General features: G+C 37.3%; 17 protein-coding genes and 1 pseudogene. 6 read left to right on the forward strand and 12 right to left on the reverse strand.

Annotation, left to right across the window (positions count from 1 at the left end; genetic code table 11):
* Positions 1 to 60 precede the first annotated feature (60 nt).
* Complete coding sequence (locus H6F62_RS06505; protein WP_190371618.1) at positions 61 to 2151, reverse strand: flotillin family protein; 2091 nt, start codon at positions 2149 to 2151, stop codon at positions 61 to 63.
* A 406-nt stretch (positions 2152 to 2557) separates the two neighbouring features.
* Between H6F62_RS06505 and H6F62_RS06510 the strand changes: the two genes are divergently transcribed.
* Complete coding sequence (locus tag H6F62_RS06510; protein WP_190371619.1) at positions 2558 to 6340, forward strand: TaqI-like C-terminal specificity domain-containing protein; 3783 nt, start codon at positions 2558 to 2560, stop codon at positions 6338 to 6340.
* A gap of 479 nt (positions 6341 to 6819) precedes the next feature.
* Here H6F62_RS06510 and atpC read toward each other — a convergent pair whose 3' ends face one another.
* The 5 genes from atpC to H6F62_RS06535 form a co-directional block, all read right to left on the reverse strand.
* On the reverse strand, positions 6820 to 7233 hold the full coding sequence (gene atpC / locus H6F62_RS06515; protein ID WP_137908232.1) for an ATP synthase F1 subunit epsilon: 414 nt from the start codon (positions 7231 to 7233) through the stop codon (positions 6820 to 6822).
* 92 nt (positions 7234 to 7325) lie between these two features.
* Entirely contained in the window at positions 7326 to 8774 is a 1449-nt protein-coding gene (gene atpD / locus H6F62_RS06520) for a F0F1 ATP synthase subunit beta (protein ID WP_137908233.1), read from the reverse strand.
* Positions 8775 to 9165: 391 nt separating this feature from the next.
* Positions 9166 to 9828, reverse strand: a complete 663-nt coding sequence (locus tag H6F62_RS06525) for a methyltransferase type 11 (protein ID WP_137908234.1) — start codon at positions 9826 to 9828, stop codon at positions 9166 to 9168.
* Positions 9829 to 9923: 95 nt separating this feature from the next.
* Positions 9924 to 11363 (reverse strand): GTP-binding protein, encoded by a 1440-nt coding sequence (locus H6F62_RS06530; RefSeq protein ID WP_137908235.1) that lies wholly within the window; start codon positions 11361 to 11363, stop codon positions 9924 to 9926.
* An 88-nt stretch (positions 11364 to 11451) separates the two neighbouring features.
* Entirely contained in the window at positions 11452 to 12246 is a 795-nt protein-coding gene (locus tag H6F62_RS06535) for a carbohydrate-binding family 9-like protein (RefSeq protein WP_190371620.1), read from the reverse strand.
* A gap of 427 nt (positions 12247 to 12673) precedes the next feature.
* On the opposite strand from H6F62_RS06535, the gene H6F62_RS06540 reads away from it, so the two are divergent.
* The gene (locus H6F62_RS06540) at positions 12674 to 13882 is read left to right on the forward strand and encodes a DUF362 domain-containing protein (protein ID WP_190371621.1); all 1209 of its coding nucleotides are present in this window, start codon (positions 12674 to 12676) and stop codon (positions 13880 to 13882) included.
* A 166-nt stretch (positions 13883 to 14048) separates the two neighbouring features.
* Here the strand turns inward: H6F62_RS06540 and H6F62_RS06545 are convergent, their stop codons facing one another.
* The 5 genes and pseudogenes from H6F62_RS06545 to H6F62_RS06565 all read right to left on the reverse strand — a co-directional run bounded on the left by H6F62_RS06545 (position 14049) and on the right by H6F62_RS06565 (position 19668).
* The gene (locus tag H6F62_RS06545; protein WP_199290969.1) at positions 14049 to 14978 is read right to left on the reverse strand and encodes an SMP-30/gluconolactonase/LRE family protein; all 930 of its coding nucleotides are present in this window, start codon (positions 14976 to 14978) and stop codon (positions 14049 to 14051) included.
* 178 nt (positions 14979 to 15156) lie between these two features.
* Complete coding sequence (locus H6F62_RS06550; protein WP_028085333.1) at positions 15157 to 15921, reverse strand: ABC transporter ATP-binding protein; 765 nt, start codon at positions 15919 to 15921, stop codon at positions 15157 to 15159.
* Between the two features lie 194 nt (positions 15922 to 16115).
* Entirely contained in the window at positions 16116 to 17333 is a 1218-nt protein-coding gene (locus H6F62_RS06555; RefSeq protein ID WP_137908238.1) for an ABC transporter permease, read from the reverse strand.
* Positions 17334 to 17363: 30 nt separating this feature from the next.
* Complete coding sequence (locus H6F62_RS06560; protein WP_137908239.1) at positions 17364 to 18845, reverse strand: efflux RND transporter periplasmic adaptor subunit; 1482 nt, start codon at positions 18843 to 18845, stop codon at positions 17364 to 17366.
* 422 nt (positions 18846 to 19267) lie between these two features.
* Positions 19268 to 19668: pseudogene (locus H6F62_RS06565) on the reverse strand (hypothetical protein).
* A gap of 196 nt (positions 19669 to 19864) precedes the next feature.
* Between H6F62_RS06565 and H6F62_RS06570 the strand changes: the two are divergent.
* Both H6F62_RS06570 and H6F62_RS06575 read left to right on the forward strand, forming a co-directional pair.
* Positions 19865 to 20461, forward strand: coding sequence for a glyoxalase-like domain protein (locus tag H6F62_RS06570; RefSeq protein WP_137908240.1), 597 nt, complete (start codon positions 19865 to 19867; stop codon positions 20459 to 20461).
* A 245-nt stretch (positions 20462 to 20706) separates the two neighbouring features.
* Positions 20707 to 21147 (forward strand): DUF4332 domain-containing protein, encoded by a 441-nt coding sequence (locus tag H6F62_RS06575; RefSeq protein WP_137908241.1) that lies wholly within the window; start codon positions 20707 to 20709, stop codon positions 21145 to 21147.
* On the opposite strand, the gene H6F62_RS06580 is transcribed toward H6F62_RS06575, so the two are convergent.
* Positions 21148 to 21762, reverse strand: a complete 615-nt coding sequence (locus H6F62_RS06580) for a TetR/AcrR family transcriptional regulator (protein ID WP_137908242.1) — start codon at positions 21760 to 21762, stop codon at positions 21148 to 21150. It lies immediately after the preceding gene.
* Positions 21763 to 21921: 159 nt separating this feature from the next.
* On the opposite strand from H6F62_RS06580, the gene H6F62_RS06585 reads away from it, so the two are divergent.
* The gene (locus H6F62_RS06585; protein ID WP_190371622.1) at positions 21922 to 23499 is read left to right on the forward strand and encodes a pitrilysin family protein; all 1578 of its coding nucleotides are present in this window, start codon (positions 21922 to 21924) and stop codon (positions 23497 to 23499) included.
* A 110-nt stretch (positions 23500 to 23609) separates the two neighbouring features.
* Entirely contained in the window at positions 23610 to 25097 is a 1488-nt protein-coding gene (locus H6F62_RS06590) for a pitrilysin family protein (protein WP_137908244.1), read from the forward strand.
* The last annotated feature ends 99 nt before the right edge of the window (positions 25098 to 25196 follow it).

The following is a 25196-nucleotide window of genomic DNA, read 5'->3' on the forward strand; positions in this document are numbered from 1 at the left end:
ACCCCTCTCCGTCCTGGAGAGGAGTTAAGGTGAGCTTTATCGCAGTAAGTCAAATTAAACCTATATCTGAATGTTGTGACTCGCTGGTTCAGGTTTAATAATAATGGGATTGGGAAGAGATGGTGGTTTAGATACCTTTGTTTCTGCTTGTGTTTGTCCTGTTTGATTCCAGAGAATCATTGAGAGTAAACCATCTACTAAACTGTTACTATTACCATTACCATTGCTGCTACTTACCGTAATGTCAGGTATAATACGGACATTGCGATCGCCTATAATTTGCATTAATTGCATCGCCGTATAACCTTGTTTTCCTAAAGCTTCCACACCGGCGAGGTAGGTTTCCGCTTTAGCGTTACCTGTGGCGCGAATACCTTCAGCCTCCGCGACAGCTTTCAGTTTAATGGCTTCCGCTTCACCGGTTGCTTGCTGAATTTGGGCGTTAGCTTGCAATTGGGCAATTGTCACACCTTGTTCTGATTGTACCAAATCTTGCTGAATATCAGCTAATGCTGTTTCCCTGACCAACATTTGTCGTTGGGTTTCGGCCATTTGCTGCACTTCGTAAGTTTTACGTTGTTCCTCCGCGATTTTCCGTTCTGTCAAAGTGTGCATTAATTCTTTCGGGGGCGTAATTAAACCAATTAAAGAATCCACAGCTTGCACATCATAGGCACGCAAAGCAGATTTAACGTATTCAGAAGCTTCTATTTGGCGCTCGCTACGGGCAATCAAGAAATCCAAAATGGTATATTCTTGAGCGGAATTACGGAAATAATTGCCCACAATGGGACGCAAAACTTGGTCTATGACATTTTGCATCGAACCTAAGCGAGAAATCACTTTTGGCGCGTCTGAAGCCCCAATGTGGATAATTTGAAATATCTCTAAATCAAAGCTAAAACCATCAAACGACAGCAGTTTTAACGCCTTCAAATTAGTATCATACCCGTGCTGTCCCACAATTCTGTCAGTAAAGTTTAAAACGATATTTGTCGTCGGTACTAACTCAACTTTCATCACCTTAGTATTGAGCGGGTGTTTTCCTGGATACAATGGTTCAACCCAAACACCCTTGTGTCCTTGATTGACTAAGTTTCCGTGAGTAAAAGCCGCACCACTGACATCTTCCTGATCTTCACCGACAAAAGAAATCACCACACCGACATAACCAATGGGAATTTCCGTCATCCGTACTTGTTCGATATTTACCAACCAAGGGTTGAGATTCCACGAACCCGATAATAATACCTGTTCTTGTAAACCCCGTTGTCCCCCAGCATCAATAAATTTTTGACCATTTTGGAAGTTATCATGGCCACCAATCAAACGTCCAGCAATTTCACCTGCTGGAATTGGTGAACCATCTAACGTGGTGACAATACCAACTTTGTCTGCTGCTACTTCATAAATACGCAATTGTTCTGGACGCATACCATGAGTAGTCGCATTTGCTGTGGTAATAACTTTAAACAGAGCAGTGTTAATCCGGTAAGTACCAGCGGTAATAAAAGCAATTTGTCGTCCTTTTTCGCCACCTTTCGTCAAAAATTTGCGAGCATCTTGAAAATTATCACATTCGACAATTTTGCCCAAAATCCGCTCTGGAGGGTTAGAAGCCCCATCAGCGGCGACAACCAGAGCGATTTCTCCTTGGGGGACAATGATTACCGGCTCTTTTTTGACAGCATACTGCCAAGGCCAATAACCCCAGTGCCAACCAGGGGCCAGGGTATCTGCTTGTAAACCAGCTTCACCATTTAAAGCGATTAATCTATTAGGGGGTAATACTTTACCAGAAAAGGTAAATTTTCTCACAACAATGCCCACCTCGCGCTCACCGATAACTACCAGTCCACCGAAGAAAATACAACCACCAATAATGATCACAGGAACAATGATTAAAGGTTCAATTCCCATGGCTTGATAAGGAATTTGGCGAGTTACAGACTGGGTAATTACGGGCTGAGTTTGACCAGGTGGGATTGATATTGATACAGAGGTTATTTCTTTTGCTGCTGGTGTTTCTCCGGGAGCGGCATTAGCAGCATTAACACCACCTATTAAAGATAAGGCAGCGATCGCAGATGTAGCCAATGTCACGATTTTATTGTACTTACTCTTACCCACAGAAAATGGAAAGCTTTTCATATATGTGTACCTCATTGGGGAAATAATTATCTAATTTGTGACTTCACTATGAATCAGCCTGTTTCCTTAAATCCTATCTAAATTTTTTACCAGATTGATTCATCCGTTTAAGAAGCGCTTATAAGCTGCTTTTTACAAAACTTATTTTATTTATGTAAGTATTTTGGGAAGTTAGTGGTAGAATAAAAACGGGGTTAACGCCAGACTCTAACATTACTTTAACTCTTTTCAAAATCACAAATTCTAAAAGGTGTATCTATTATGGCTAATAACTTCGTCTGGGTTAACGTAACTACCTTAAATGGCACTCTTTGGGATAATGGAACTCTATCATCGCTACAATAGGAAAAGAAATATTTATTAATGATAAAATTATTATTTATTTGATAATTTTTGGTAATTCAATATGATTAACAATAAAATTCAACCTAGACAAGCATTAAACAAAGGATTTCTGAGAATTAAACCAATTAGAAATGAGTTTGAGATATTTAAAAGGAATCTGATTACACTAATTAATCAAATTGATGAAAATGAAAGAGAGGAATTTCATAAAAATATTCTTACTGATTTTTTGAAAAATACCTATTATGGTGCTGATTACTTAATCAATATTAAAGCAAATAATGACCTAGTAATTTATAATGGCAAAGATACTAAAAGCAGTGTTGGTGTGATTTTAGAAGCTAAAAAGGTAAATAACAATGAAATGCTCAAGGTTGATAATTTAAATACTAAAGCATTACAACAATTAGTTTTATACTTTTTACGAGAACGGATTACAAATAAAAATCCAGAAATTAAATATTTAATTGCTACTAATGTTTATGAATGGTTTGTTTTTGATGCGACAATTTTTGAAAATTTGTTTGCTCAGAATACACAATTAGTCAAGCAATTTAATGATTTTGAAGAAAAACGTCTATCTAATTCTCGTACTGATTTTTTTTATCAAGAAATTGCTCAACCCGCAATAGATGAAATTCAAAATCAATTAGTTTTTACACATTTTGATATTAGGGATTATCAACAGTATTTAATTAATCAAAATCCGGAAAATGATCAGAAACTGATTCCTTTATTTAAGCTGTTTTCACCACAGCATTTATTGAAGCTACCTACTACTAATGATAGTAATAGTTTAAATAAAAACTTTTATAGTGAATTACTACACATTCTTGGTTTAACCGAAATTAAAGAAGGTAGTAAAAAATTAATTCAGCGTAAATCAATTCATGAAAGGGAACAGGGTTCATTAATTGAAAATACTATGACTCGGTTGCAAGAATTACGCAAGATTGATAGATTAGAAAATTCAGAACAATTTGGAGAAAACAACGAAGATAGACTTTTTAATGTTAGTTTAGAATTAGCTATTACTTGGATTAATCGCATTCTCTTTTTAAAATTATTAGAATCTCAATTAATCAACTATCATCAAGGTAATAAGTCTTTTGCATTTCTCAATTTAGCAAAAATTCAAGATTTTAGTAATCTCAACCGTTTATTTTTTGGTGTTTTATCTCATAAACCAGAGGAAAGAGAAGAACATATAAAAAATCTTGTTGCTAATATTCCTTATTTGAATAGTTCTTTATTTGAAGTATCAGAAATTGAACATCAAACAATAGTTATTAGTAATTTAGTCAATGATGAGAAACTTTCTATTTTTAATCATACAGTTCTTAAAGATAATCATGATCATAAACGTACAGGAAAATTAAAAGCACTAGAATATATTTTTGAATTTCTTGATGCTTACGATTTTAGTAGTGAAGGTACAGAAGAAATCCAAGAAGAAAGTAAAACGTTGATTAATGCGTCTGTTTTAGGGTTGATTTTTGAGAAAATTAACGGTTATAAAGATGGTTCTTTCTTCACTCCTGGCTTTATTACTATGTATATGTGTCGGGAAACTATCCGCAGAGCAGTTTTACAGAAGTTCAGGGAAATTAAAGGTTGGAACTGTGAAAATATGGATGAATTATATGATAGAATTACAGATAAAAAAGAAGCTAATCAGATTATTAATAGTTTAAAAATTTGTGATCCAGCAGTCGGTTCTGGACATTTTTTAGTTTCAGCTTTAAATGAAATTATTACTATTAAAAGTGAGTTAAAAATTTTACTTGATAAACAAGGTAGAACTTTAAGAGATTATCATCTAGAAATCGAAAATGATGAGTTAATTATTACAGATGATGACGGAAAATTTTTCACATATAATCCTAAAAATCCAGAAAGTAGACGCATACAAGAAACACTTTTTTATGAAAAACAGACAATTATTGAAAATTGTTTATTTGGTGTAGATATAAATCCTAACTCAGTAAAAATTTGTCGGTTACGTTTGTGGATTGAACTTTTAAAGAATGCTTATTATAAGACCTCACCCCTAACCCCTCTCCTACAAGGAGAGGGGAATTTAGGAGAACTACAAACTTTACCAAATATTGATATTAATATTAAAACTGGTAATTCTTTAATTAGTCGTTTTCCTTTAAATTGGGATTTACGGACGATTTTGAAAAAAAGCGATTGGAATATTGAAAGTTATAGAAATGCTATAAAAACCTATCTCCACCCTGATAATAAAGATCAAAAACAGGAAATGGAACGATTAATTAATGATATTAAGGGTAATATAAGCACAGAAATTAGTAGCAATGATCCGAACATAGAGAAACGAAATCAAAAAATTGCAGAACTTCGTCATTTACGAGATCAAAAGTCATTATTTGTAGAAAGTAAAGCAGAAGCAAAAAGTCGTCAAAAAAAGCAAGAAAAGTTAGAACAAGAAATTAATCAACTCAATGCTGAAATTGAAGATAAAAAAAGCGGTAAATTTTATCAAAATGCTTTTGAATGGCGGTTTGAATTTCCTGAAGTTTTGAATGATGAAGGTGATTTTATCGGTTTTGATGTCGTAATTGGAAATCCTCCTTATATTTCACTATCTAAAATTAAAGAAAAAAATCAAACGGCTTATTTTGAAAATAATTATCAAACTTATACAAAGGGTGCAGATATTTATTGCTTGTTTTACGAGAAAGGAAGTTGTTTATTAAGAAAAGAAGGATTTTTAACTTACATTACTTCTAATTCTTGGTTAAAAACTATTTATGGTGATTTACTGAAAAAATATTTAATTGAAAATCTGCAACCTCAGACTTTATTAAATATCGAAGATATGCAAATTTTTGAGGAAGCTACTGTAGAATCAAATATTATCATCTTGAAAAAAGATCAAGTTAATGAATTTTTTGATGTTGCTAGTCTCAATAATAATTATCTTATCGGTTCTTCATTAAATGAGTATTTCGATAAACATTGTTTTCAATTTATAATACCTAATACATCAGAATGGATTATCGGTAATGAAGAAACCGTAAGTTTGAAACAAAAAATAGAGCAATCCTCTAAACTTTTAAAAGAATTTGATATTAATATTAATAGAGGTTTGCTTACTGGACTAAATGCAGCTTTTATTATCAATGAAGAAACTAAAAATCAATTAATTGCTGAAAGCTCTAATTCTGCTGAAATAATTCAGCCAATTTTAAGAGGTAGAGACTTAAAAAAATATAGTTATGAATTTTCTGGATTTTATCTAATTAATACACATAATGGAGTTGCAAAAAATAATATTGAGAGAATTAAAGTTAAAGAAAATTATCCATTTATCTATAATTATCTGCTTTCTTTTCTTCCTGAAATAAAACAACGACAAGATCAGGGTAAGCATTGGACAAATCTTAGAAATTGCGCTTATTTAGAAGATTTTCATAAACCTAAAATTGTTTGGGGTGAAATTTCTGATCAACCCAAATTTGCTTTTGATGACTCTAACTATTATGCTGAAGCTACTACATTTTTAATGACTGGTGAGAAACTTAAATATTTGTTAGCAATTTTAAATTCAAAACTATCAGAATGGTATTTTAACCAGATTTCAACTACTACAGGAATGGGTACAAATAGATGGAAAAAGTATAAAATTGAAATGTTACCCATTAAAGAACCTACGGAAACTGAAGAATTGTTATTAGAAAAAATAGTTAATCAAATCCTCACCGCTAAAAAATCAGATCCAAAAGCAGATACAACTGCATTAGAAGCAGAAATAGATCAGTTAGTTTATCAACTTTACGAACTAACAGCAGAAGAGATAAAAATTATAGCAGGATAAACACCACAAATCTTACAGCAAGTAGCTTTGAGTGAGGTACACCTTGTGCGGGCAAGATGCCCGCACCACAAGAGTTTTATTATTAATATCTGTACTTCATAAACGGATAACTGCTGTATCTAAAAGATAAAGCAAGTTCGGCTTGAGTGAGGTACACTTTGTGCGGGCAAGACTTGTACTGAGATTGGTCGAAGTATGCCCGCACCACAAGAGTTTTATTATTAATATCTGTACTTCATAAACGGATAACTGCTGTATCTAAAAGATAAAGCAAGTTCGGCTTGAGTGAGGTACACTTTGTGCGGGCAAGACTTGTACTGAGATTGGTCGAAGTATGCCCGCACCACAAGAGTTTTATTATTAATATCTGTACTTCATAAACGGATAACTGCTGTAAAGCTAATGAAATTAAAATAAAATACCAATAAAATAGGGTGGACAAACAGCCCACCCTGAAAATCCAGCAGTTGTAATTAAATTTACACCAAACCGCCAGCAGCTTGAAAACGAGCGCGAGCGCGTTTAAGTTCTTTTGTAGCCTGGATTTTTCCTTGAAGATCTTCTTGTGTAACTTGATTTAGGCGTGTTTGTGCATCATTAAAAGCAGTGCGGGCTTCTTCAAGTTTAATTGAGTCACCACGTTCCGCACCGTTGACTAGAATTGTCACTTCATCTTCATCAACTTCAGCAAACCCACCTAAAAGAGCGATCGCTTGCCAATTGGCATTTTTATTAGCCCGAACACGCATAACACCAATATCTAAAGCTGTTAACATGGGGGCGTGTCCACTCAGGACACCTAACTGACCAGTAGTGCTAGGTAAAACTACTTCATCAGCTTCAGCATCCCAAACGATTTTATCTGGGGAAATTACACGAACGGTCAGAGTCATATTCTTTAGTTTCTACTTATGGTTGGTAATTGGTAATTGGTAATTGGTAATTGGGAGGAACTTCTTACCCATTACCCATTACCCATTAGCCATTAGCCTTTGAGCTTTTCTGCTTTAGCTTTAGCTTCGTTGATATCACCTACCAAGTAGAAAGCTTGCTCAGGTAAAGCATCCAACTCACCAGAAAGAATTTGTTTAAATCCTTTAATGGTGTCTTCCAACTTCACATACTTACCAGGAGAACCAGTAAATACCTCAGCGACAAAGAAAGGCTGAGACAAGAACCGTTCAACTTTCCGCGCCCGTGCGACAATGAGACGGTCTTCTTCAGACAATTCATCTAAACCAAGAATGGCGATAATGTCTTGTAATTCTTTGTAACGTTGCAGAGTAGATTGTACAGCTCGTGCAGTATCATAATGATCACTACCAACGATGCCAGGTTGCAACATAGTAGAAGTAGAACCCAGAGGATCAACCGCAGGATAGATACCTTTAGAAGCCAAACTGCGAGATAATACAGTTGTTCCGTCTAAGTGAGCAAAGGTAGTTGCAGGAGCAGGATCGGTCAAGTCATCGGCAGGTACATATACAGCTTGAATAGAAGTAATAGAACCTTCTGTAGTAGAGGTAATCCGTTCTTGCAAAGCACCCACATCTGTACCCAAAGTAGGCTGATATCCTACAGCGGAGGGCATCCGACCCAAGAGCGCCGATACTTCAGAACCAGCTTGGACAAAGCGGAAGATATTATCAACAAACAACAATACGTCTTGCTTGTTCACATCACGGAAATACTCAGCCATTGTCAAGCCAGATAAACCAACCCGCATTCTTGCTCCGGGTGGTTCGTTCATTTGACCATAAACTAGAGCGATTTTGGATTCATTGAGATTATCCTTATTGATAACTCCAGATTCCATCATTTCGTTGTAAAGGTCATTACCTTCACGAGTGCGTTCACCCACACCAGCAAATACCGATACACCACCATGTTGGGTAGCGATATTGTTGATCAATTCCATCATGATCACGGTTTTACCCACACCAGCACCGCCGAACAGACCGATTTTACCGCCGCGTCTGTAGGGTGTTAGCAAATCCACAACCTTAATACCGGTTTCAAACACAGAAGGAGTGGTTTCCAACTCTGTGAATTTAGGAGCGTCCCGGTGAATAGCTAGAGATGCTTCAGCGTTTACCGGACCTTGATTGTCTACAGGTTCGCCCAAAACGTTGAAAATCCGTCCCAAGGTGGCTTTACCAACGGGTACAGTGATAGGAGCGCCAGTATCAATAACTTCTAAACCACGAACTAAACCATCTGTGGTACTCATAGCTACAGCCCGGACTTGGTTATCGCCCAGGAGTTGCTGTACTTCAACGGTTAATTTCAGTTGTTGTCCAGCTTCGTTTGTGCCAGTGATAGTTAAAGCGTTGTAGATTTGGGGTAATTTACCGCCGGGGAATTTAACGTCTACAACCGGACCAATGATTTGGGTAATGTACCCAATGTTTGTTTTTTCTGCGGTGGTGACCATGCTGCGCCTAAATGATTGAAGCTGTTTTTCACAAGTGGGTTCTTTAAGACCCCAGATCAAGCGATATCATCTCTTAGGTTAGCACCTAACGACTCCACCTTTGCCTTAAATTCATTATTAAGAACAGATTTCCCATTTCTTGCACAAGTTGAGTATCTCTGGTATCAAAAGTTATGAATTATTTTTCGCGCCCAGACGCAAAGGCGCAATGTTTGGGATTTTCAGTCATCCTACGAAATAAATTACACATTTAGAACCGACTTGTTTATACTGATGCTACTGACCACTGAAAGTTTCTTCATGGTTCATTATTCGGAGGTAGAACCTTTAGGACTGCATTCCCAGTCTGGAGACTGGGAACGAGAGACACCACACAAGCTATCAGCAAGCCCTAATTAACTTTTTTTAAGACAACACAGCTAACAGAAATATCTTTGAATAGCCATAAAGCATATTTTAGAGAATCAAACCAACGCAATGGTTGGTAAATGGGTAACATAAGTCGAATCAACATCGCTAGTGTATACAATATGGGAGTAGTAGTAGTTGATTTTACTAAATAACCCCCTGGGAGAATTTCCCCATTGACAATTTTGAAATCGGGAAACAGGCTACTTAATTCCTGGATACTGGGTCGAAACATTGTATCAATAGGATCGCAGTGATAAGGATATTTATAGGGAACTGTCACGAAAAGATAGCCATTTTTAGGGACAATAGAGCTAATAATTTTACTTATTTCTTCTCTGTTATTGATGTGTTCCAATAGGTTGGAGCAGATAACAGATTGAATATTCATTTCTGAAAGTTTCTTTAAAAAATCAAGGCTGCATAAGTCTCCGACGAGATCAACACCTATATCATTTTTTATGTCCGTATGAATTACTGAGTAGCCTTTTGTTCTGGCAGGTTTGAATAATAACTCATCAATCCAGGGTTGTTCTTCTTCTCTAAATTTTTTGTTAGAACTACCAATATTCAGCATAGGGAATACACTGTTAGGATTGAGAGAATAGATTATATTTGCTAACCACTTAGCTTCTTCCCTGAACATAATGATTTAATGTCATGTAATTTGACCATCTTAAACGAAAATCAGGATATTTTTTACTCATAAGATATATTCATAAATTTGAGATTAATTTGAGATTAATTTGAGATTTTTTTTCTCAGTTTAACTTTGATCAATAATTCATCTTTAATGCGGTTTAAAATCGAAGTTTCATTTAAAGTTGAGAGAATTTGATTAACTACTGCCTTTGGTCCATCTGGTCCCCAATTTGCACCATTTGCTAAATAAGCTTTAGTAACTTGTCCGATACCATAAGAAGAGACACCAGCTACTCCTGCTTGAGTAATAGCTATGGATAAATAGGGTCCAATTGTCATTCCTGCGGTTGCTGTTGTTGAGATTCCTAACAAAGTTTTTAAACCACTTAAACCAAGATTTGCGAATAGTTCACTAGCACCAATACCACCCATACTCACAGCGATTTTTTGGAGTAATTTGACAGCACCAGTTTCTGTCATAGGGATACCATAAAGTTTAGATAGACCTAAAATTAAGGAAATATCTATAATGACAGCACTTAATATATCAACTACTGTAACAGGATTGAGGGCGATCGCCAATGCTTTAGTAATTACTGCTTTCCAAATTAACTGATTAGCATTTTCTTCCCTAATGATCAGTTTACGCTGTACCAATTGCTCATTGACATGATCAGCATACAGCATAGTATTTAAAGCCACTAAAGCCTTACCTTCACGGTGGAGAACTTCCAAAATTTTTAATTTTAGTTCTTCAACTTGCGACTTACCTTTTTGTAATTTTACACTCCTAGTACCATCGGAATTTTGTACTGCAATTCTTACCAATGGAGCAGCGGAAGCCATGACAATTTCTGCTGGTGAAAGTAATTCTCGTACCCTATCATCTCGAATTTTTTCGTAAATTGTAATTCTGTCAGTTTCAGGATATTGATCAACTTTATTAAAGACCAAGATTATCGGTTTACCTACTTCTCGTAATTGAGATAAAGCTAGTTGTTCAATTTTAGTCATATCTCCTGCAATCACAAACAGAATTAAATCAGCTTGTTTAGCGATTTGTTCAGCCAAAGCGGCGCGAGTTTCACCGTCTACTTCATCTAATCCGGGAGTATCAATTAATTCCACTTGAGATTGGCCGTTGCTAGGTAATGTAGCTTTCAAAGTTCCCAAAACTTCTTCACTAATACTCCAATTTACCATTTGAGCATCACGAGTCACACCATGTAAAGGACCAGTAACAAAGACCTCTTCACCAACTAAAGCATTAAGAAGAGAAGATTTACCACGTCCTACCATCCCAAAAGCAGCAATTTGGACTACCATGCTTTCTAATTTATCTAGCATAGTTTCCAAATCGTGAATTTCAGCTTCTAAACCTAATTTTTCCCCAGGAGAAAGATCCAGATTATTCACTAAGTTTCGTAATGCGGTTTTGGCTTGTTTGTAATTAAGTTCCGCTTGAATATCGTCAAAGGTAAAAATGGCACTGTCTAGTTCTTCTTCCCAGTTGGGGATAGATTCGGGTCTAGTATTCATTTTGAGGAACACAAAATATTGGTCATAGACGTTCAATGGGTAGGGATTCTCGGCTCTACAATCTTTACCTATTTTGCCAAAATTTATTTTATCTTTGCCAAAATGGACTCTCCATTCTTAAAAATACCACACGGCCAAAATCTTCGGGAACATGAAATTGGGGGTCTGGAGTTTGGCCCGAAGACCATTGGCTATGCTGTGGATTTGTTTTACCACCTAAGCGGTTCAGGTTGAGATGCCAAATTTCTCCTGATTTGGGTGGTGTATTCTTGGCTACCTTAGCAAAATTGCTGAAGGGAATCGCCGCTTCTAAAATCCAATATTTATCTGTATCACTGTCGTTATTTAGCGTCCCGACAATTGAGGTAGCAATTTTTATGCCTTCACCATTCCATGCGGAGGTGAATGGCCGTACTGGACCTTGAGGATGAAATTGATCTAGAAATGCCCCCCGCACGTTCATTTCAATATTAAAATAGACCTGGGGTTTATCTACATTCGGTGCTGTAAACACTTCTACACAATCGTCCTCATAAACTGCACTATCACGCTGAGTTTGTTCTGCCCAAATATGTGCATCTTCAACAATAAAAGATACATATAAATTATCATTATCCCACAGCAATTTACTGACTGTTTGTTCTTGCTTCCCCGAATTCCACCAGGGAAATTTGAATTTCCCTACATCCGGCGCAGCCGTCCATCCTGGCTCATCTAATTTGCCATCAATGATTATTGGTGTACTTATGTAAAAAATAGTATAAAATAGTTGGCTACGTGCAAATGCTGTCAGGGATGAAAAAAGTATAAATAATATAACTAATAGGGATAAAAGAGCAGCATTGAGTATTTTTTTGTATTGAAAATTTTTCAATTGTTTCATAGTAATTAGGGCTTAGGACTTAAACACCGTAGAAATTAACCATAGTCTGTACTAACAAATAAAATCCCGTCATTTCAAACTGTTGGCAACTACCTTTGGATAGATAGTAATCTCTTGCTAATTGTGTAAGAATCAAGCCTGATTATTTGACAATCTCAAACCCAATTTTTCGTGATTTTTGTGAATGAGTGCGTCAATAGTTAGGTTTTGGCCTGAGTTCTGAGCTTTAACAAGAAGATCAATTTCCGGTGTTATGAGGTACAGATATTAATGATAAAACTCTTGTGGTGCGGGCATCTTGCCCGCTAATGGTGTATCTCAGTCAGGGAAATGTTGTAATTTCAAAAAACTACGTTTTTCAAGGTAGAAACCCTTTATTGCTAATCTTCGCTAGTTTCACCCCAATCAGATATCTGGTTTTTAAGGTATGAGTAACTTTTCTGATAACTTCTTAAACATTAACCGCCGTCAGCTTTTATTAGGAACACTCTCAGTAGGGGCGGGTAGTGTGATGGGAATATTCCACAAATTTTCTCTGGCAACAGCTACACCAGTAATTTCACGATTAGGTATCCCAGGTTCCTTCCCCGGACGGGTTGTGGAAGTCGGGCATATTGAATCTGTAGTTCATGGTGAATTTCGTCGTGAACCAGTTCGCCAGATGGTTGCCCGTGGCATGATGGAGTTAACAGGTGCAGCAGATAATGTCAGTTCCTGGCGTTCCATGTTTGAGCGTGGGGATGTAGTAGGAATTAAGGTTAACCCAGTGGGCGCACCGCTGGCTATCTCTAATCATGTCTTAATTTATGAAGTCGTTGATGGATTGAAGTCTGCTGGTGTTAAACCACAAGATATAATTATTTTTGATCGCTATGGCGATATGTGGGCTAAAGCTGGCTACCAAAAACATCTCCCGGATGGTGTGCGGGGTGGAGGTGCAGTAGAAAAGTATGACGATGTTCAACTTGATATTAAGGGATACGATCCAGAAGTTTACGCCTATATGGAACTTATTGATCCCAAACTTCACGACCCCAAAGATGATCGTACCCGGCGATCGCATCTTTGTAATATAGTCTCCAAGCAAATTAACAAATTAATTAATATTCCCGTACTCAAAGATCATGGTTCCGCTGGTATCACTGGTGCTTTGAAGAACCTCTCTCATGGACTAGTTAATAATGTCGCCCGCAGTCATGCAAAACCGGAAACTAACGCCTGTAATATTTTCATTCCTACTATCTGTTCCCTCCAGCCCATTCGAGAAAAGACTGTGCTTAACATTATGGATGGATTGGTAGGAGTGTATCAAAAGGGTCCTTTTGGTAAAAAGGATTCGCCCTATACTTGGCCTTATCGCTCCCTGCTCTTTGCTACAGATCCAGTAGCCATGGATCGCATTGAGTGGCAAATCATTGATGCCAAGCGTGCTGCAATGAATCTACCTCCTGTGGCCAAAACCGGGAGAATGGGAGTCCAATCTCCAGCCAAGCAAACAGGTATTACGGGAGGAACAACCTCGGAGGAAGAAGGATTTGATATGCGCCAGCCGCAGCATATAATGATTGCTGCGGCACTGGGTTTAGGGGTTGCAGATATTGAAAAGATTAACCACGTAAAGATTAGACTGGCTTGAACCCACTTCCTTAAAATTCTGAGAAAGCTATTCCTTTTTCTCAATACCTTCGCCATTTTTTGTAGGTTGGTTTAAGCGACAGCGCAACAAATACGCATTTGTCGGGTCATGGCTTCGCCACACTTTGTGAACGTGCTTCAACCCAACCTACGAATCAAGGATTTTTTCAATTAGCATTTTTAGCACGATGCCGCATTTTCCAAGACCTGCCCGGATGTTCCACTTGAAAGGTCTCTATATTGCCTTTATCGGCTATAGTCACAAAGCCAGTGCGTCCATCCTGGCCTCCAAAGTCAATATTGGTTGGTTGTTGACCAATGAGTCGGATGGTTTTGAGGATTTTTCCTTCGGGAGACATTTTGACAACTTCTCCTTTGCCCCAGCGGGTGATATACAGGTTTCCCATGATGTCGCTACGCATTCCATCTAAACCACCATCTGAAAATTGATGTAGTAGTCTTTTGTGACTTACTTCACCTTTTGAATTTAAGTCATATACCCAAACTCTAAGTTGCTTAGTTTCATTAACGTAAAGTCTGGTTTGATCTGGTGACACTTCAATGCCGTTGGTCGTTCCCATATTTTTTTCCAAGAGTTCAGTTTTACCATCTTTATTGATACGCCACAACTGACCCGTACCCTCTTTCCAATTGGGATCACTGGCAAAGAGAATATCATTGTCCATAATAGCCAAATCATTTGGTTGATTCATTTTGGGTTCATCAGCAAACACACTGATCTTTCCCTCTGGAGTGATTTTCAGCACCTTGTGTCCTGTATAGTCAGCGACAAACATCTCATCTCGACGGTTAAACCGAATACCATTAGCGGTACTACCCTTGGGCATATTAACAAATAAGCTGCTAACCCCATCTGGAGTAACCCGACCAATCGTTTCCTTTTGTCCAAAGCTCACAGCATATAAATTTCCATTTTTATCAACAGCAGCTCCCTCAATTTGGGGGGTAAATGTTCCCTCCTTAGTGAAGGCGCGACTTTGGTAGGGCCTGATCGCTAGGGAACTGGATAGGAAACATAACCAAGTCGTTCCCATAATCCAGGGGATAACTTTCCATCTTGCAATATTTAACCGCAATTAGAACCTTCCTCATCATATTAGACCTATCCAAAATATAATCCAGGGACAAAAAAATGGTAGAAGGTAAAACAGTATTGTTGATTAAGCAGATGAATTTTAGTCTTACGCAAAGGTCAGAGTTTTAAAAAAAGGTTCAATTCTAGAATTTCATATCTCAATTCAACAATACCAAAATTTAAGATATAACAACCTGATGTAATTCATTGGGAGTAAGATGAGAATGAACAACTTCACCATCACGAAACCAAACAATGCGCTTAGTTTGACGCGCAACTTCTGATTCATGGGTGACGATAACAACAGTAATCCCACTGCTATTAAGTTCACTAAATAAATCTAATACTTCTTGAGTTGTATGAGAATCAAGTGCGCCGGTGGGTTCGTCAGCCAGGAGAACAACGGGACGGTTGACAATGGCGCGAGCGATCGCTACTCTTTGTTGTTGTCCTCCTGATAATTGGGTAGGTTTATTATTGAGGCGTTTTTCTAAACCGACCTTGATTAATGCTTCTGTGGCTCGTTCTTTTCTTTCCCCAGGTTTAACACCAGCATATACCATTGGTAACATGACATTTTCTAAGGCTGTTAATTGGTTTAATAAATGGAATTGTTGAAAGACAAACCCTAATTTTTTATTACGAATATGCGCCAATTCTGTATCACTCATTTGCGCGACATTCAAATTATCTAAATAATAACTTCCCTGACTAGGACGATCTAAACAACCGATAATATTCATGGCTGTGGATTTCCCCGAACCAGAAGGACCCATTATCGAACAATATTCACCTTTTTCTATCACCAAATTCACTTGATTAAGTGCTTTAACTTCTATATCTCCAATTCCATAAACTTTAAAAATATCCTCTAAACAAATAATTGCTGATTCTGGTGCAGCTTGGGGAACATTCGTATTATTAAAAGTCAGAGTATTAGCCATAAAGATTTATCCTCATGTAGACTGTCATTGTAGCATAGAGATTGCTGTTTGTGTGAATTTTAATTAAAAATGCGATGACTAGAACACCGATTCTGTAATCCACAAAATGGCGATTTTATGTAGGGGCAAACCCCCCGTGGTTGCCCCGATAATTCATGGTTAAACCGATACTAAATCTGTAATTTTAATTATTTTTACGCCGTTCTTAGTGCTACCATGGGATCAAGTTGAGCCGCACGACGTGCCGGAACGACACCGAAGAATAAACCAATAGCACCAGAAACACTCGCAGTTAAAAGAACTGCTGCTGGGGAAATTGTAGATTGAAAAGGGCTAAATATTCCCACTAAAATGATGCTACCACCACCTAAAATAATGCCGATTAAACCACCAGTTACTGATAATATCACAGCTTCAATCATAAATTGCAAAAGGATGTCCTGTTGCGTTGCACCGATAGCTTTACGCAGTCCAATTTCTTGAGTACGTTCAGTCACAGAAACTAGCATAATATTCATAATCCCAATACCACCCACAAATAAGGAAATACTAGCTATTGCAGCCAACATTATTGTCAATCCTCCGGTAATTGAATTACTGATTTCTAAGAGGTTCTTTTGGGTTTGAATGGTAAAATCATCTTCGCGGATAATTTTGTGCCGACGACGCAGTAAATTTGTCATTTGAAACTCTGCTGCTGATATACTATTTTCATCATTCGCTGATACAGAAATCATGGCAATATTAATACCAAAAGGGGATGTTCTCCCCACTAAACGACTAAACATGGTATTAATGGGAATATAGACGGTATCATCATTGTTACTCCCAAAGGAAGAACCTTTGGCTACGGTTAAACCAATTACTTGAAAGGTAGTATTTTGAATGCGGATTTTCTGACCCAGAGGATTTTGATTATCAAATAGTTTATTGGCTAAATCTGGACCTAATATTGCTACTCTTTTACTCCGTTTAATATCGAATTCATTAAAAAACCTTCCTTCCTTAATTTCTAAACTACGAACTGTGGGATAATTAGGAGTAGTACCGATAACCGTACTTGTTGTATTTCGATTGCGATAAGTGATTGTAATTCGGTTATTAATCTCTGGAGCAACTTCTTTGACTGCACGGACTTGTTTAGCGATCGCTTTAGCATCTTGTAAAACCAAAGTTCTCGGTACTCCTGTTGCTCTACTGCGAGTTCCTGGACTACCGGGAATAACAAATAAAGTATTAGGTCCTAAGGATTGAAATTGTTTATTTGTAAATATTTTTGCCCCTTCTCCAATCCCAATCATAGCAATAACTGAGGCATTACCAATAATAATTCCCAACATGGTCAAACTACTCCGCAACTTATTAGCTAATAAGGTGGTAGTTGCCATTTTCACGCTTTCTAAAATGTCCATAATTTATGTTTTATGTTTAATGTTTAATGTTTAATTTTTATTTTCTTTACTCTGTTCTGTCTTCCCCTTTTCCTTGGTTTTAGGTAGGTCAATAAATATCCGATCTCCGGCTTTAAGACCATCTAAAACTTGAACTTCGTTATCAATATTCGCACCAATTTTGACTAGATTAAACTCAGGTTGATTTTTTTCACCTAATAACCATACTCCAGTTTTTCCCTTGCGAGTAACAATTAACTCTTGGGGAATTAACAGCGCGTTTTGGATGTTATTACCAAGAAATGTCACTTCACTCACATTCATTCCTGAACGCAATTTTTCAGACCCTTTATTAACAGTAACCCGCACCTGAAATGAGGTGACATTTTGCTCAACTACCGCTTCAGGAGCAATCAAACGCACTTGTCCGTGAAAGATTTCATCGGGATAAGCATCAACAGTAATTTCTACTTTTTGTCTTTGTTTAATTTGGGATATATCCACTTCAGGAACATTTGCTAAAACTTCTAATCCTTTGGCTAAAGCTACTATAGAAGTTGAGGTAGCAGAAGCACTACTGGAAGCAGAAACAGCAGGACTAACAAAACCCCCCACTGTCGCGTATCTTTGAGTAATAACGCCTGCAAAAGGAGCGCGGATAATTGTATCTTCTAATTGTACTTGTTGTTGTTTTAATTGAGCTTCTGCACTAGCTACTGCTGCTTTTAATCTGGCAATTTCTTCGGGACGACTACCATTTTCTAATTTTCTTAAAGCTTCCTTTTCCTGATTAACTATTGCTTGTTGCTTTTGAATATCTTGGTTACGGTTGCCAATTTTCAGTAAGGATAATCGTTTTTGTGCTTCTTCTAAATTGGCTTTTGCTTTTCTATTTTCACTGATGTATTGTTCTAAACTATCTTGAGAAATTGCCCCATTTTTTGCTAAATCTTGATAACGTTTTAACCGTGATTGAGTTAGTTCTACAGCAGCTTTTGCCGAGTCTACTTGAGCCTGTGCTTGTTGAATTTCCTGTAAACGATTCCCCTCACGGATAATCGCTAATTGAGCCTGTGCTTGGTCTACACGGGCTTTTCCTTGGGCAATTTCTTCGGGACGACTTCCCGCTAGGCTTTCGGCTAACTGCGCTTTTGCCTGTTCTAAATTAGCTTTGTATTGGATAATTCGCATTTTAATTTCCGAATTATCCATGCGAGCAATTATTTGTCCTTTCTTGACTGTTTGTCCCTGTTCAACATTTAAATCTGCCAACAGTCCAGAACTTTTAGGACTAATATTGACGCTTTGAATTGGTTGGACCTTACCACTAGCCGTAATGCGAACAGTTATATCTTTTGCCGCCACTGGGACAGTCAATTTAGTTATATCTGGTGGTTTATTTCCTTGCTGGATGGTTTTGATAGTGGCTGTTGTTCCTACAATTAAAACACCACTAGCAATTAAACCGATTAACCAACGTAATGGATATTTAACTTTTTTGCCAATTAAGGGAATTTCTATGTAAAAAATCATGATTAAAAAAGTTGAGGAACAAAAATTAGTGAGTCTATTTTATAGACAAAACCTGATGATAATCATTTGATTTATGTAATCTATCGTCTGATTGGGTGAATTTTTTATTTTTTGACTTTTTATCCTCCTGCTGACTATAGTATCATAGTTGTCTTTGATTAGTAAACATGACTTATTTCCTATTTTAGCACTTCATCTGCTAAATCTCATGATCATTGCCCTGGGGAACTATTTAAAGGATAGTGAATTTGTTCTATCATCTCAATTCCTTTTGCACCTGTAGTAATGGATAAACAGGTAAACAGGACGATATCAGAAGTCAAAACTGGGAATTTTTTACAATTGCTTAAATTCATGCTATGGCTTGATAGTAAATAGTCCTATTTTATAATAAATAGTTAATCAAGAAATTACGGCGGAAACTAAATTGAATTTTCGCTTAAATAAATAGCCCGAATATCAGCAGGTAATTCAGCTTCTAGCATTCGATAAATCTCTTCTAGGTAACTGGTAACTTCCATCATTTCAATTAACCAGTTTTGTAGGGTTAAGTCGTCCTGTGAGCTTAAATCTAGTTTACCTAATTGATAAAATAAAATATATGCCGCCCAGAGCAAACCAATAATCGGCTTGTACAGGCGATCGCGCCGAATGCCAACTTAAAGTATATAATTAATATCGAGCTATAACGGCAAAAAATCACTGTAAAATACTTGCCAGAATCTGGATATTGTCGAAACAGACTCAGTAATTCTTGCTCACTGTGATCAAATAGCGACTTTACCAATGGGTGATTAGTAGGGGGAAAGTAGGGAATTTTCACAATCTCTGGATTAGATAACTGTTAAAATATACCAATGAATGGTTAAGCGATCATTAATAATATGTGAAAGTCAGTTAAATAAACTAAGATCAGACTACTAGATTATTGATAAACTAGAAACAAGGACTTAATGTTAGTCTTAATAGACGCTATTAAAAGCGCCTCCTTTATACCAATATTTTGATAGTGTTTGTTCATGGTTATAGAAGCTAGTTCCATAATGTTCCTGCTAAGTCCACTAACTTTAGGCTCATTCTTGCCTTCCCTGCCCTTGGATAGCCTATTCTCCACCCAAGGGATTATGATTATGCTGCTGGCGGCTTACGCTGGTGCCATGTGGATGTTTCTGAGTAGCGCTCCTAAAGTTTATACTGTTATGGTATCAGATTTAGAAGTTGCCCGACAGTTGTATGAAGGATTGTTAGATTTACCCGTAGCGGAAGTCCCTTTGCACTATTATTACAATTATGAGCAAACCATTGGTGCAACAGGTATTGACCCGCTGTATATGTCTACTAGTCCCAGTTGGTCTAACAGTAACGTGAATCATGGTAATGACGGGCTATGGTATCAACTGAAAAAAAATACTCAATTACATATTATCACAGGTGCTAGTTTAGGGACAAAGGATCAGCAGCGTCATGTTTGTTTTGATCATGAGTGTCTAGAATTAATTTTAATGCGAGTGGAAGTCCGGGGTTTAAAGTTCAAAATTCGCAATCAAAAGCCTTTGAATTTTTTAGTTAAGGATTATGACGGACGGGTAATTGAAATGGCTGAAGTTGCTAATTAGTTATAGTTAGGTGGGTAATGCCCACCCTACACTATAAAATATTTCAAAATATTTCAAGTATTGAGTTTAATTATTAATTATTCCTATCCTGCTAATTCTTCCTCTTTTTTGCTAACTTATCAATTAAAGTCAATGATGCCGGACTAAAGAAGGATGGCGATTTAATAAAAGTGTTATAGTGGGGGAGGAGGAGTATAAGTGAATTCTGAATTTTTAGATAAATAACCCATACTAAAAACTGAAAAATGACCATTAACCGTGCAAATAATAGAAGTTTACTCCAAAAGTCTGATTGGCCTGTTAAAGATTTACCAGGATTAAGTGCAGAAGAGCAAGCCCAACTGAAGAATTGTGGTATCAATACCACAGAAGAACTAATTACAAGAGGAAAAACTCCAGAAGAAAGAATAATATTAGCGGGTAAATTGCAAGTAGATCTTCACTCTGTGAATAAATGGGTAGTTTTAGCAGGTTTAGCCCGTGTTCCCAGTGTGGGGACTCAATATTGCGGTATATTGCTTCACGCTGGTGTTATTTCCATAGCCCAATTAGCGCAAACTCCCACGCATAGATTACATAGACAAGTCATGCGCTTGCAAGTATCAACATTACACAGCCGCAATTTGTGTCCAGCAGTTGAATTAGTGCAACAGTGGAGTCATCAAGCGCAAGCGATGGGTAATTAGCTATTCCTTTGCTAAAACGCCATTAAGAAAGATATCCGCCAACCCTTCCGCCATTTTTTGCATTTCTTGGGGGGAGGCGTTGGGTTCTATGAGGGTATGATCAGCAAAACCGGCGATCGCAAATAAACCTAAAAATACCTTAGCGCCAAGTTTGGCATCTATCTGACGATAGATGCCTTGGTCTATTGCTGTTTGAAAAAATGCTTCAGCCACATCTGTCATTTTATCAATAACTTCGGTTTGAATGCGATCGCGCAAATCTGGATGAAATTGCACTTCCATAAAGCAAACACGCATAATGTCGGTGTTTTTTTGTAAATTCCACATCCGACGACGCATAACTTGGGCTATAGCCTTATAACTACCCATTTCGCTGAGTTCTGTGAGTAAATCTGTGAGAATATCCACCCAGCCATTAGTGGCCACTTCCACCAAAATTGCTTTTTTATTGTCAAAATAACGAAAGAGGGTTCCTTCGGCTACCCCTGCGGTTTGTGCTAAATCACGGGTTGTAGTTCCCTCGAATCCCTTCGTAGCAAACAATCGTTGTGCTGCTTGCAAAATTCGTGTGCGTGTCTGGACTTCTGATGATGGCGGAGAATTAAAAATTCGCATAATATTTTGATATCTATTTTGATATCTCCAAAACAGGATTGGTAGTCTTATTGTGCAACGAGGGATGCAGAAATTACAAAAATCTTCATAGAAGGTTAACTCTTTTTGTGTTAATTATTCTATCTTTCAAGTAATGTTAACTTACTTTAACTTTTGCTTATGCACCAGACAATTTTAAATTTGCTGACCGGTGACGTTAAAAAGTCCCCATTCCGTCGTCTATTAGCAACTAGTTTAGCGTTGATAGTCTTAACTTGGGGGTGGATACCAGAAATGGCCATAGCCCTGCAACCGCCCCAAAATTCCATTCAGCCTTATCTAGAACAAGTAATTAATCGTTTAACAGAATTTCGCTTAGATAATGGATTAAAATTCATTGTTTTAGAAAGACATCAAGCCCCAGTAGTTTCCTTTTTGACTTATGCTGATGTGGGTGGTATTGATGAACCAGATCGACAAACGGGTGTAGCCCACTTTTTAGAGCATTTAGCCTTTAAAGGGACAAAGCGCATCGGTACTAAAGACTACAAAGCCGAGGCCCCGCTGCTGGAAAAATTAGAAAAGTTGGATAACCAAATTAAAATCGCCAAAGCCGACAATCAAAAAGATGAAATAGCGCGGTTAGAAACCGAGTTTAAATCAGTAGAATCCCAAGCCCTAAAATTAGTTAAACAGAACGAAATGGGGCAAATTGTCGAACAAGCTGGTGGTGTGGGTTTAAATGCTAATACATCCTCAGAAGCTACCCGCTATTTTTATAGTTTTCCTGCGAATAAATTAGAATTGTGGATGTCTTTAGAATCTGATCGATTTTTAGATCCTGTCTTTCGAGAATTTTATAAAGAAAAAGAAGTAATTTTGGAAGAAAGACGCTTACGAGTAGAAAATTCTCCTATCGGCCAGATGGTAGAAAAGTTCATAGATGCTGCTTTCAAAGTTCATCCTTACCGACGACCAGTAATTGGTTATGATCAAGACATTCGCAACTTAACACCGGAGAATGTGAGGAAGTTTTTCGATGCTTATTATGCTCCTAGTAATTTAACTATTGCTATTGTGGGAGATGTTAACCCCAATGAAGTGAAAAAACTGGCACAAACTTATTTTGGACGTTATCGAGCTAAACCTAAACCCCAACAAAAACTACCAATAGAACCCCAACAAACTGCGACTAGGGAAGTTACTTTAGAATTATCTACTCAACCTTGGTATTTGGAAGGTTATCATGTTCCAGCTATTACCGATCCTGATCATGCAGTTTATGAAATCATCGGTAGTTTAATGAGTGACGGGAGAACATCAAGACTTTATAAGTCCTTGGTGGAAAAACAAAACTTAGCTTTAAATGCTGAAGGTTATAGCGGATTTCCTGGGGATAAATATCCCAATTTAATGTTCTTTTATGCCCTAACATCTCCAGGAAAAACAGTAGATGAAGTAGCGATCGCTTTAAGGCAAGAAATTGATAAATTGAAAACTGAACCTGTATCTGCGGTGGAATTACAACGATTAAAAACCAAAGCTAGAGCGAATTTATTACGCAGTTTAGATTCTAATTCAGGTATGGCCGAACAGTTGTTAGAATATGAAGTAAAAACCGGTTCTTGGCGTAATTTGTTTTTGCAATTGGATAAAATTGCAGCAGTGACTCCTGAGGATATTCAAAGAGTAGCTCGTGCTACTTTTACGCCAGAAAATCGCATTGTTGGCAAGTTGTTGTCAAAACAACCAGGATGAAATTTGAGGTTTTATTTCACGCAGATTCGCAGAGTCGCAGAAAGGAAGAGTTTGAAAATGTCTCTTTGAGAAAAGCTAGGCTCAAAAAATTGAAAATAGAGAAGATAGGTATGTTGAGGTTTGATTTGAAAAACAAAAAATTCCAGTTTTCTAGGGGACAAAGATTTGTTTTTACTTTGGTAGTGGTTGTTGCTTGTTTCTTCGTAAATTTAAATTTTTCTTGGGCAGGAACGACAGCAAAGTATTACAATGAATTGAAGTTTCCCCCGGTTTCAGCGGTTAAGTTACCCAAGTATGAACGGTATGTACTAAAAAATGGTTTGGTAGTTTATTTGATGGAAGATCATGAGCTACCATTGGTCAGTGGTATGGCTTTGGTAAGAACAGGTAGTCGTTGGGAAGCAGCCCAAAAAGCTGGTTTAGCTGGTTTGGTGGGTTCTACTTTGCGGAGTGGTGGGACTCAAAAACATTCCGCAGATGAGTTAAATGAGATTTTAGAACAACGAGCCGCATCCGTGGAAACAGATATGGGGGAATCTGTTGGTAGTGTAGGTTTTGAAGCTCTCAAGGAAGATTTAGAAATGGCTTTTGGGCTATTTACTGAGGTATTACGAGAACCTGCGTTTGCTCAAGACAAGTTGGATTTGGAAAAAACTCAAATTCGTGGTGATATTTCTCGTCGCAATGATAGTCCTAATAGTATCGCCAGTCGAGAGTTTAAAAAGCTAATTTATGGCAAAAAAAGTCCTTATGCGCGTACAGTTGAATATGCAACTCTTGACCAAATTTCTCGTGATGATTTACTCAAGTTTTATCAGCAATATTTTCACCCCAATAATCTGATTTTAGGCATTGTTGGCGATTTTAATCCTGAAAAAATGCGATCGCTCATTCAATCCAAATTTGGTGACTGGAAACCAAGTCCTGAAATTACTAAAACCCAATTACCACAAGTCACCCAAGCTAATTTAGGTGGTGTATATTTTGTTAATCAACCCCAACTCACTCAAAGTAGTGTTTTAATTGGTCATTTGGGTGGAAAATTCAATAATCCTGATTATCCAGCTTTGGATGTCATGAATGGTATTCTAAATGGTTTTGGCGGACGTTTATTTAATGAGTTGCGATCGCGTCAAGGTTTAGCTTATTCTGTATATGGTCTCTGGAACCCCCGTTTTGACTATCCCGGAATGTTTATTGCTGGAGGACAAACTCGCACGGAAACTACAGTTCAATTCATCAAATCACTACAAACGGAAATCAAGCGGTTACAAACTGAAAATGTCACGACTAAGGAATTAAATAATGCTAAAGACTCTACGCTAAATTCCTTTGTTTTCAACTTTGAAAATCCTAGTCAAACCCTATCTCGGTTAATGCGATACGAATATTATGGTTATCCGGCTGATTTCTTATTTCGCTATCAAAAAGCCGTTAATTCTACTACAGTAGCAGATGTCAAACGGGTAGCACAGAAATACTTGAAACCGGAAAATTTAGTTACTTTAGTAGTAGGAAATCAAACTGGAATCAAACAACCATTAACTAACTTAGCCACGAAGGTAACAACCATAGATATTACCATCCCCGGTAGTTAGCCAGCAGCCCGTAAATAAAAAGATCCCCGACTTCTCAAAGAAGTCGGATATCTAATTTTTCTGATTGATAATTTCGCAACTACGGGTCAACTTGAGGAT

The organism is Anabaena sp. FACHB-1391, from assembly GCF_014696755.1.
Lineage (GTDB): Bacteria > Cyanobacteriota > Cyanobacteriia > Cyanobacteriales > Nostocaceae > Dolichospermum > Dolichospermum planctonicum.

Bases quoted from the DNA above. Each gene is read 5' to 3' on its own strand.
- H6F62_RS06505 (WP_190371618.1), bottom strand. From the start codon at position 2,151: ATGAAAAGCTTTCCATTTTCTGTGGGTAAGAGTAAGTACAATAAAATC.
- H6F62_RS06510 (WP_190371619.1), top strand. From the start codon at position 2,558: ATGATTAACAATAAAATTCAACCTAGACAAGCATTAAACAAAGGATTT.
- atpC (WP_137908232.1), bottom strand. From the start codon at position 7,233: ATGACTCTGACCGTTCGTGTAATTTCCCCAGATAAAATCGTTTGGGAT.
- atpD (WP_137908233.1), bottom strand. From the start codon at position 8,774: ATGGTCACCACCGCAGAAAAAACAAACATTGGGTACATTACCCAAATC.
- H6F62_RS06525 (WP_137908234.1), bottom strand. From the start codon at position 9,828: ATGTTCAGGGAAGAAGCTAAGTGGTTAGCAAATATAATCTATTCTCTC.
- H6F62_RS06530 (WP_137908235.1), bottom strand. From the start codon at position 11,363: ATGAATACTAGACCCGAATCTATCCCCAACTGGGAAGAAGAACTAGAC.
- H6F62_RS06535 (WP_190371620.1), bottom strand. From the start codon at position 12,246: ATGAAACAATTGAAAAATTTTCAATACAAAAAAATACTCAATGCTGCT.
- H6F62_RS06540 (WP_190371621.1), top strand. From the start codon at position 12,674: ATGAGTAACTTTTCTGATAACTTCTTAAACATTAACCGCCGTCAGCTT.
- H6F62_RS06550 (WP_028085333.1), bottom strand. From the start codon at position 15,921: ATGGCTAATACTCTGACTTTTAATAATACGAATGTTCCCCAAGCTGCA.
- H6F62_RS06555 (WP_137908238.1), bottom strand. From the start codon at position 17,333: ATGGACATTTTAGAAAGCGTGAAAATGGCAACTACCACCTTATTAGCT.
- H6F62_RS06560 (WP_137908239.1), bottom strand. From the start codon at position 18,845: ATGATTTTTTACATAGAAATTCCCTTAATTGGCAAAAAAGTTAAATAT.
- H6F62_RS06570 (WP_137908240.1), top strand. From the start codon at position 19,865: ATGGTTATAGAAGCTAGTTCCATAATGTTCCTGCTAAGTCCACTAACT.
- H6F62_RS06575 (WP_137908241.1), top strand. From the start codon at position 20,707: ATGACCATTAACCGTGCAAATAATAGAAGTTTACTCCAAAAGTCTGAT.
- H6F62_RS06580 (WP_137908242.1), bottom strand. From the start codon at position 21,762: ATGCGAATTTTTAATTCTCCGCCATCATCAGAAGTCCAGACACGCACA.
- H6F62_RS06585 (WP_190371622.1), top strand. From the start codon at position 21,922: ATGCACCAGACAATTTTAAATTTGCTGACCGGTGACGTTAAAAAGTCC.
- H6F62_RS06590 (WP_137908244.1), top strand. From the start codon at position 23,610: ATGTTGAGGTTTGATTTGAAAAACAAAAAATTCCAGTTTTCTAGGGGA.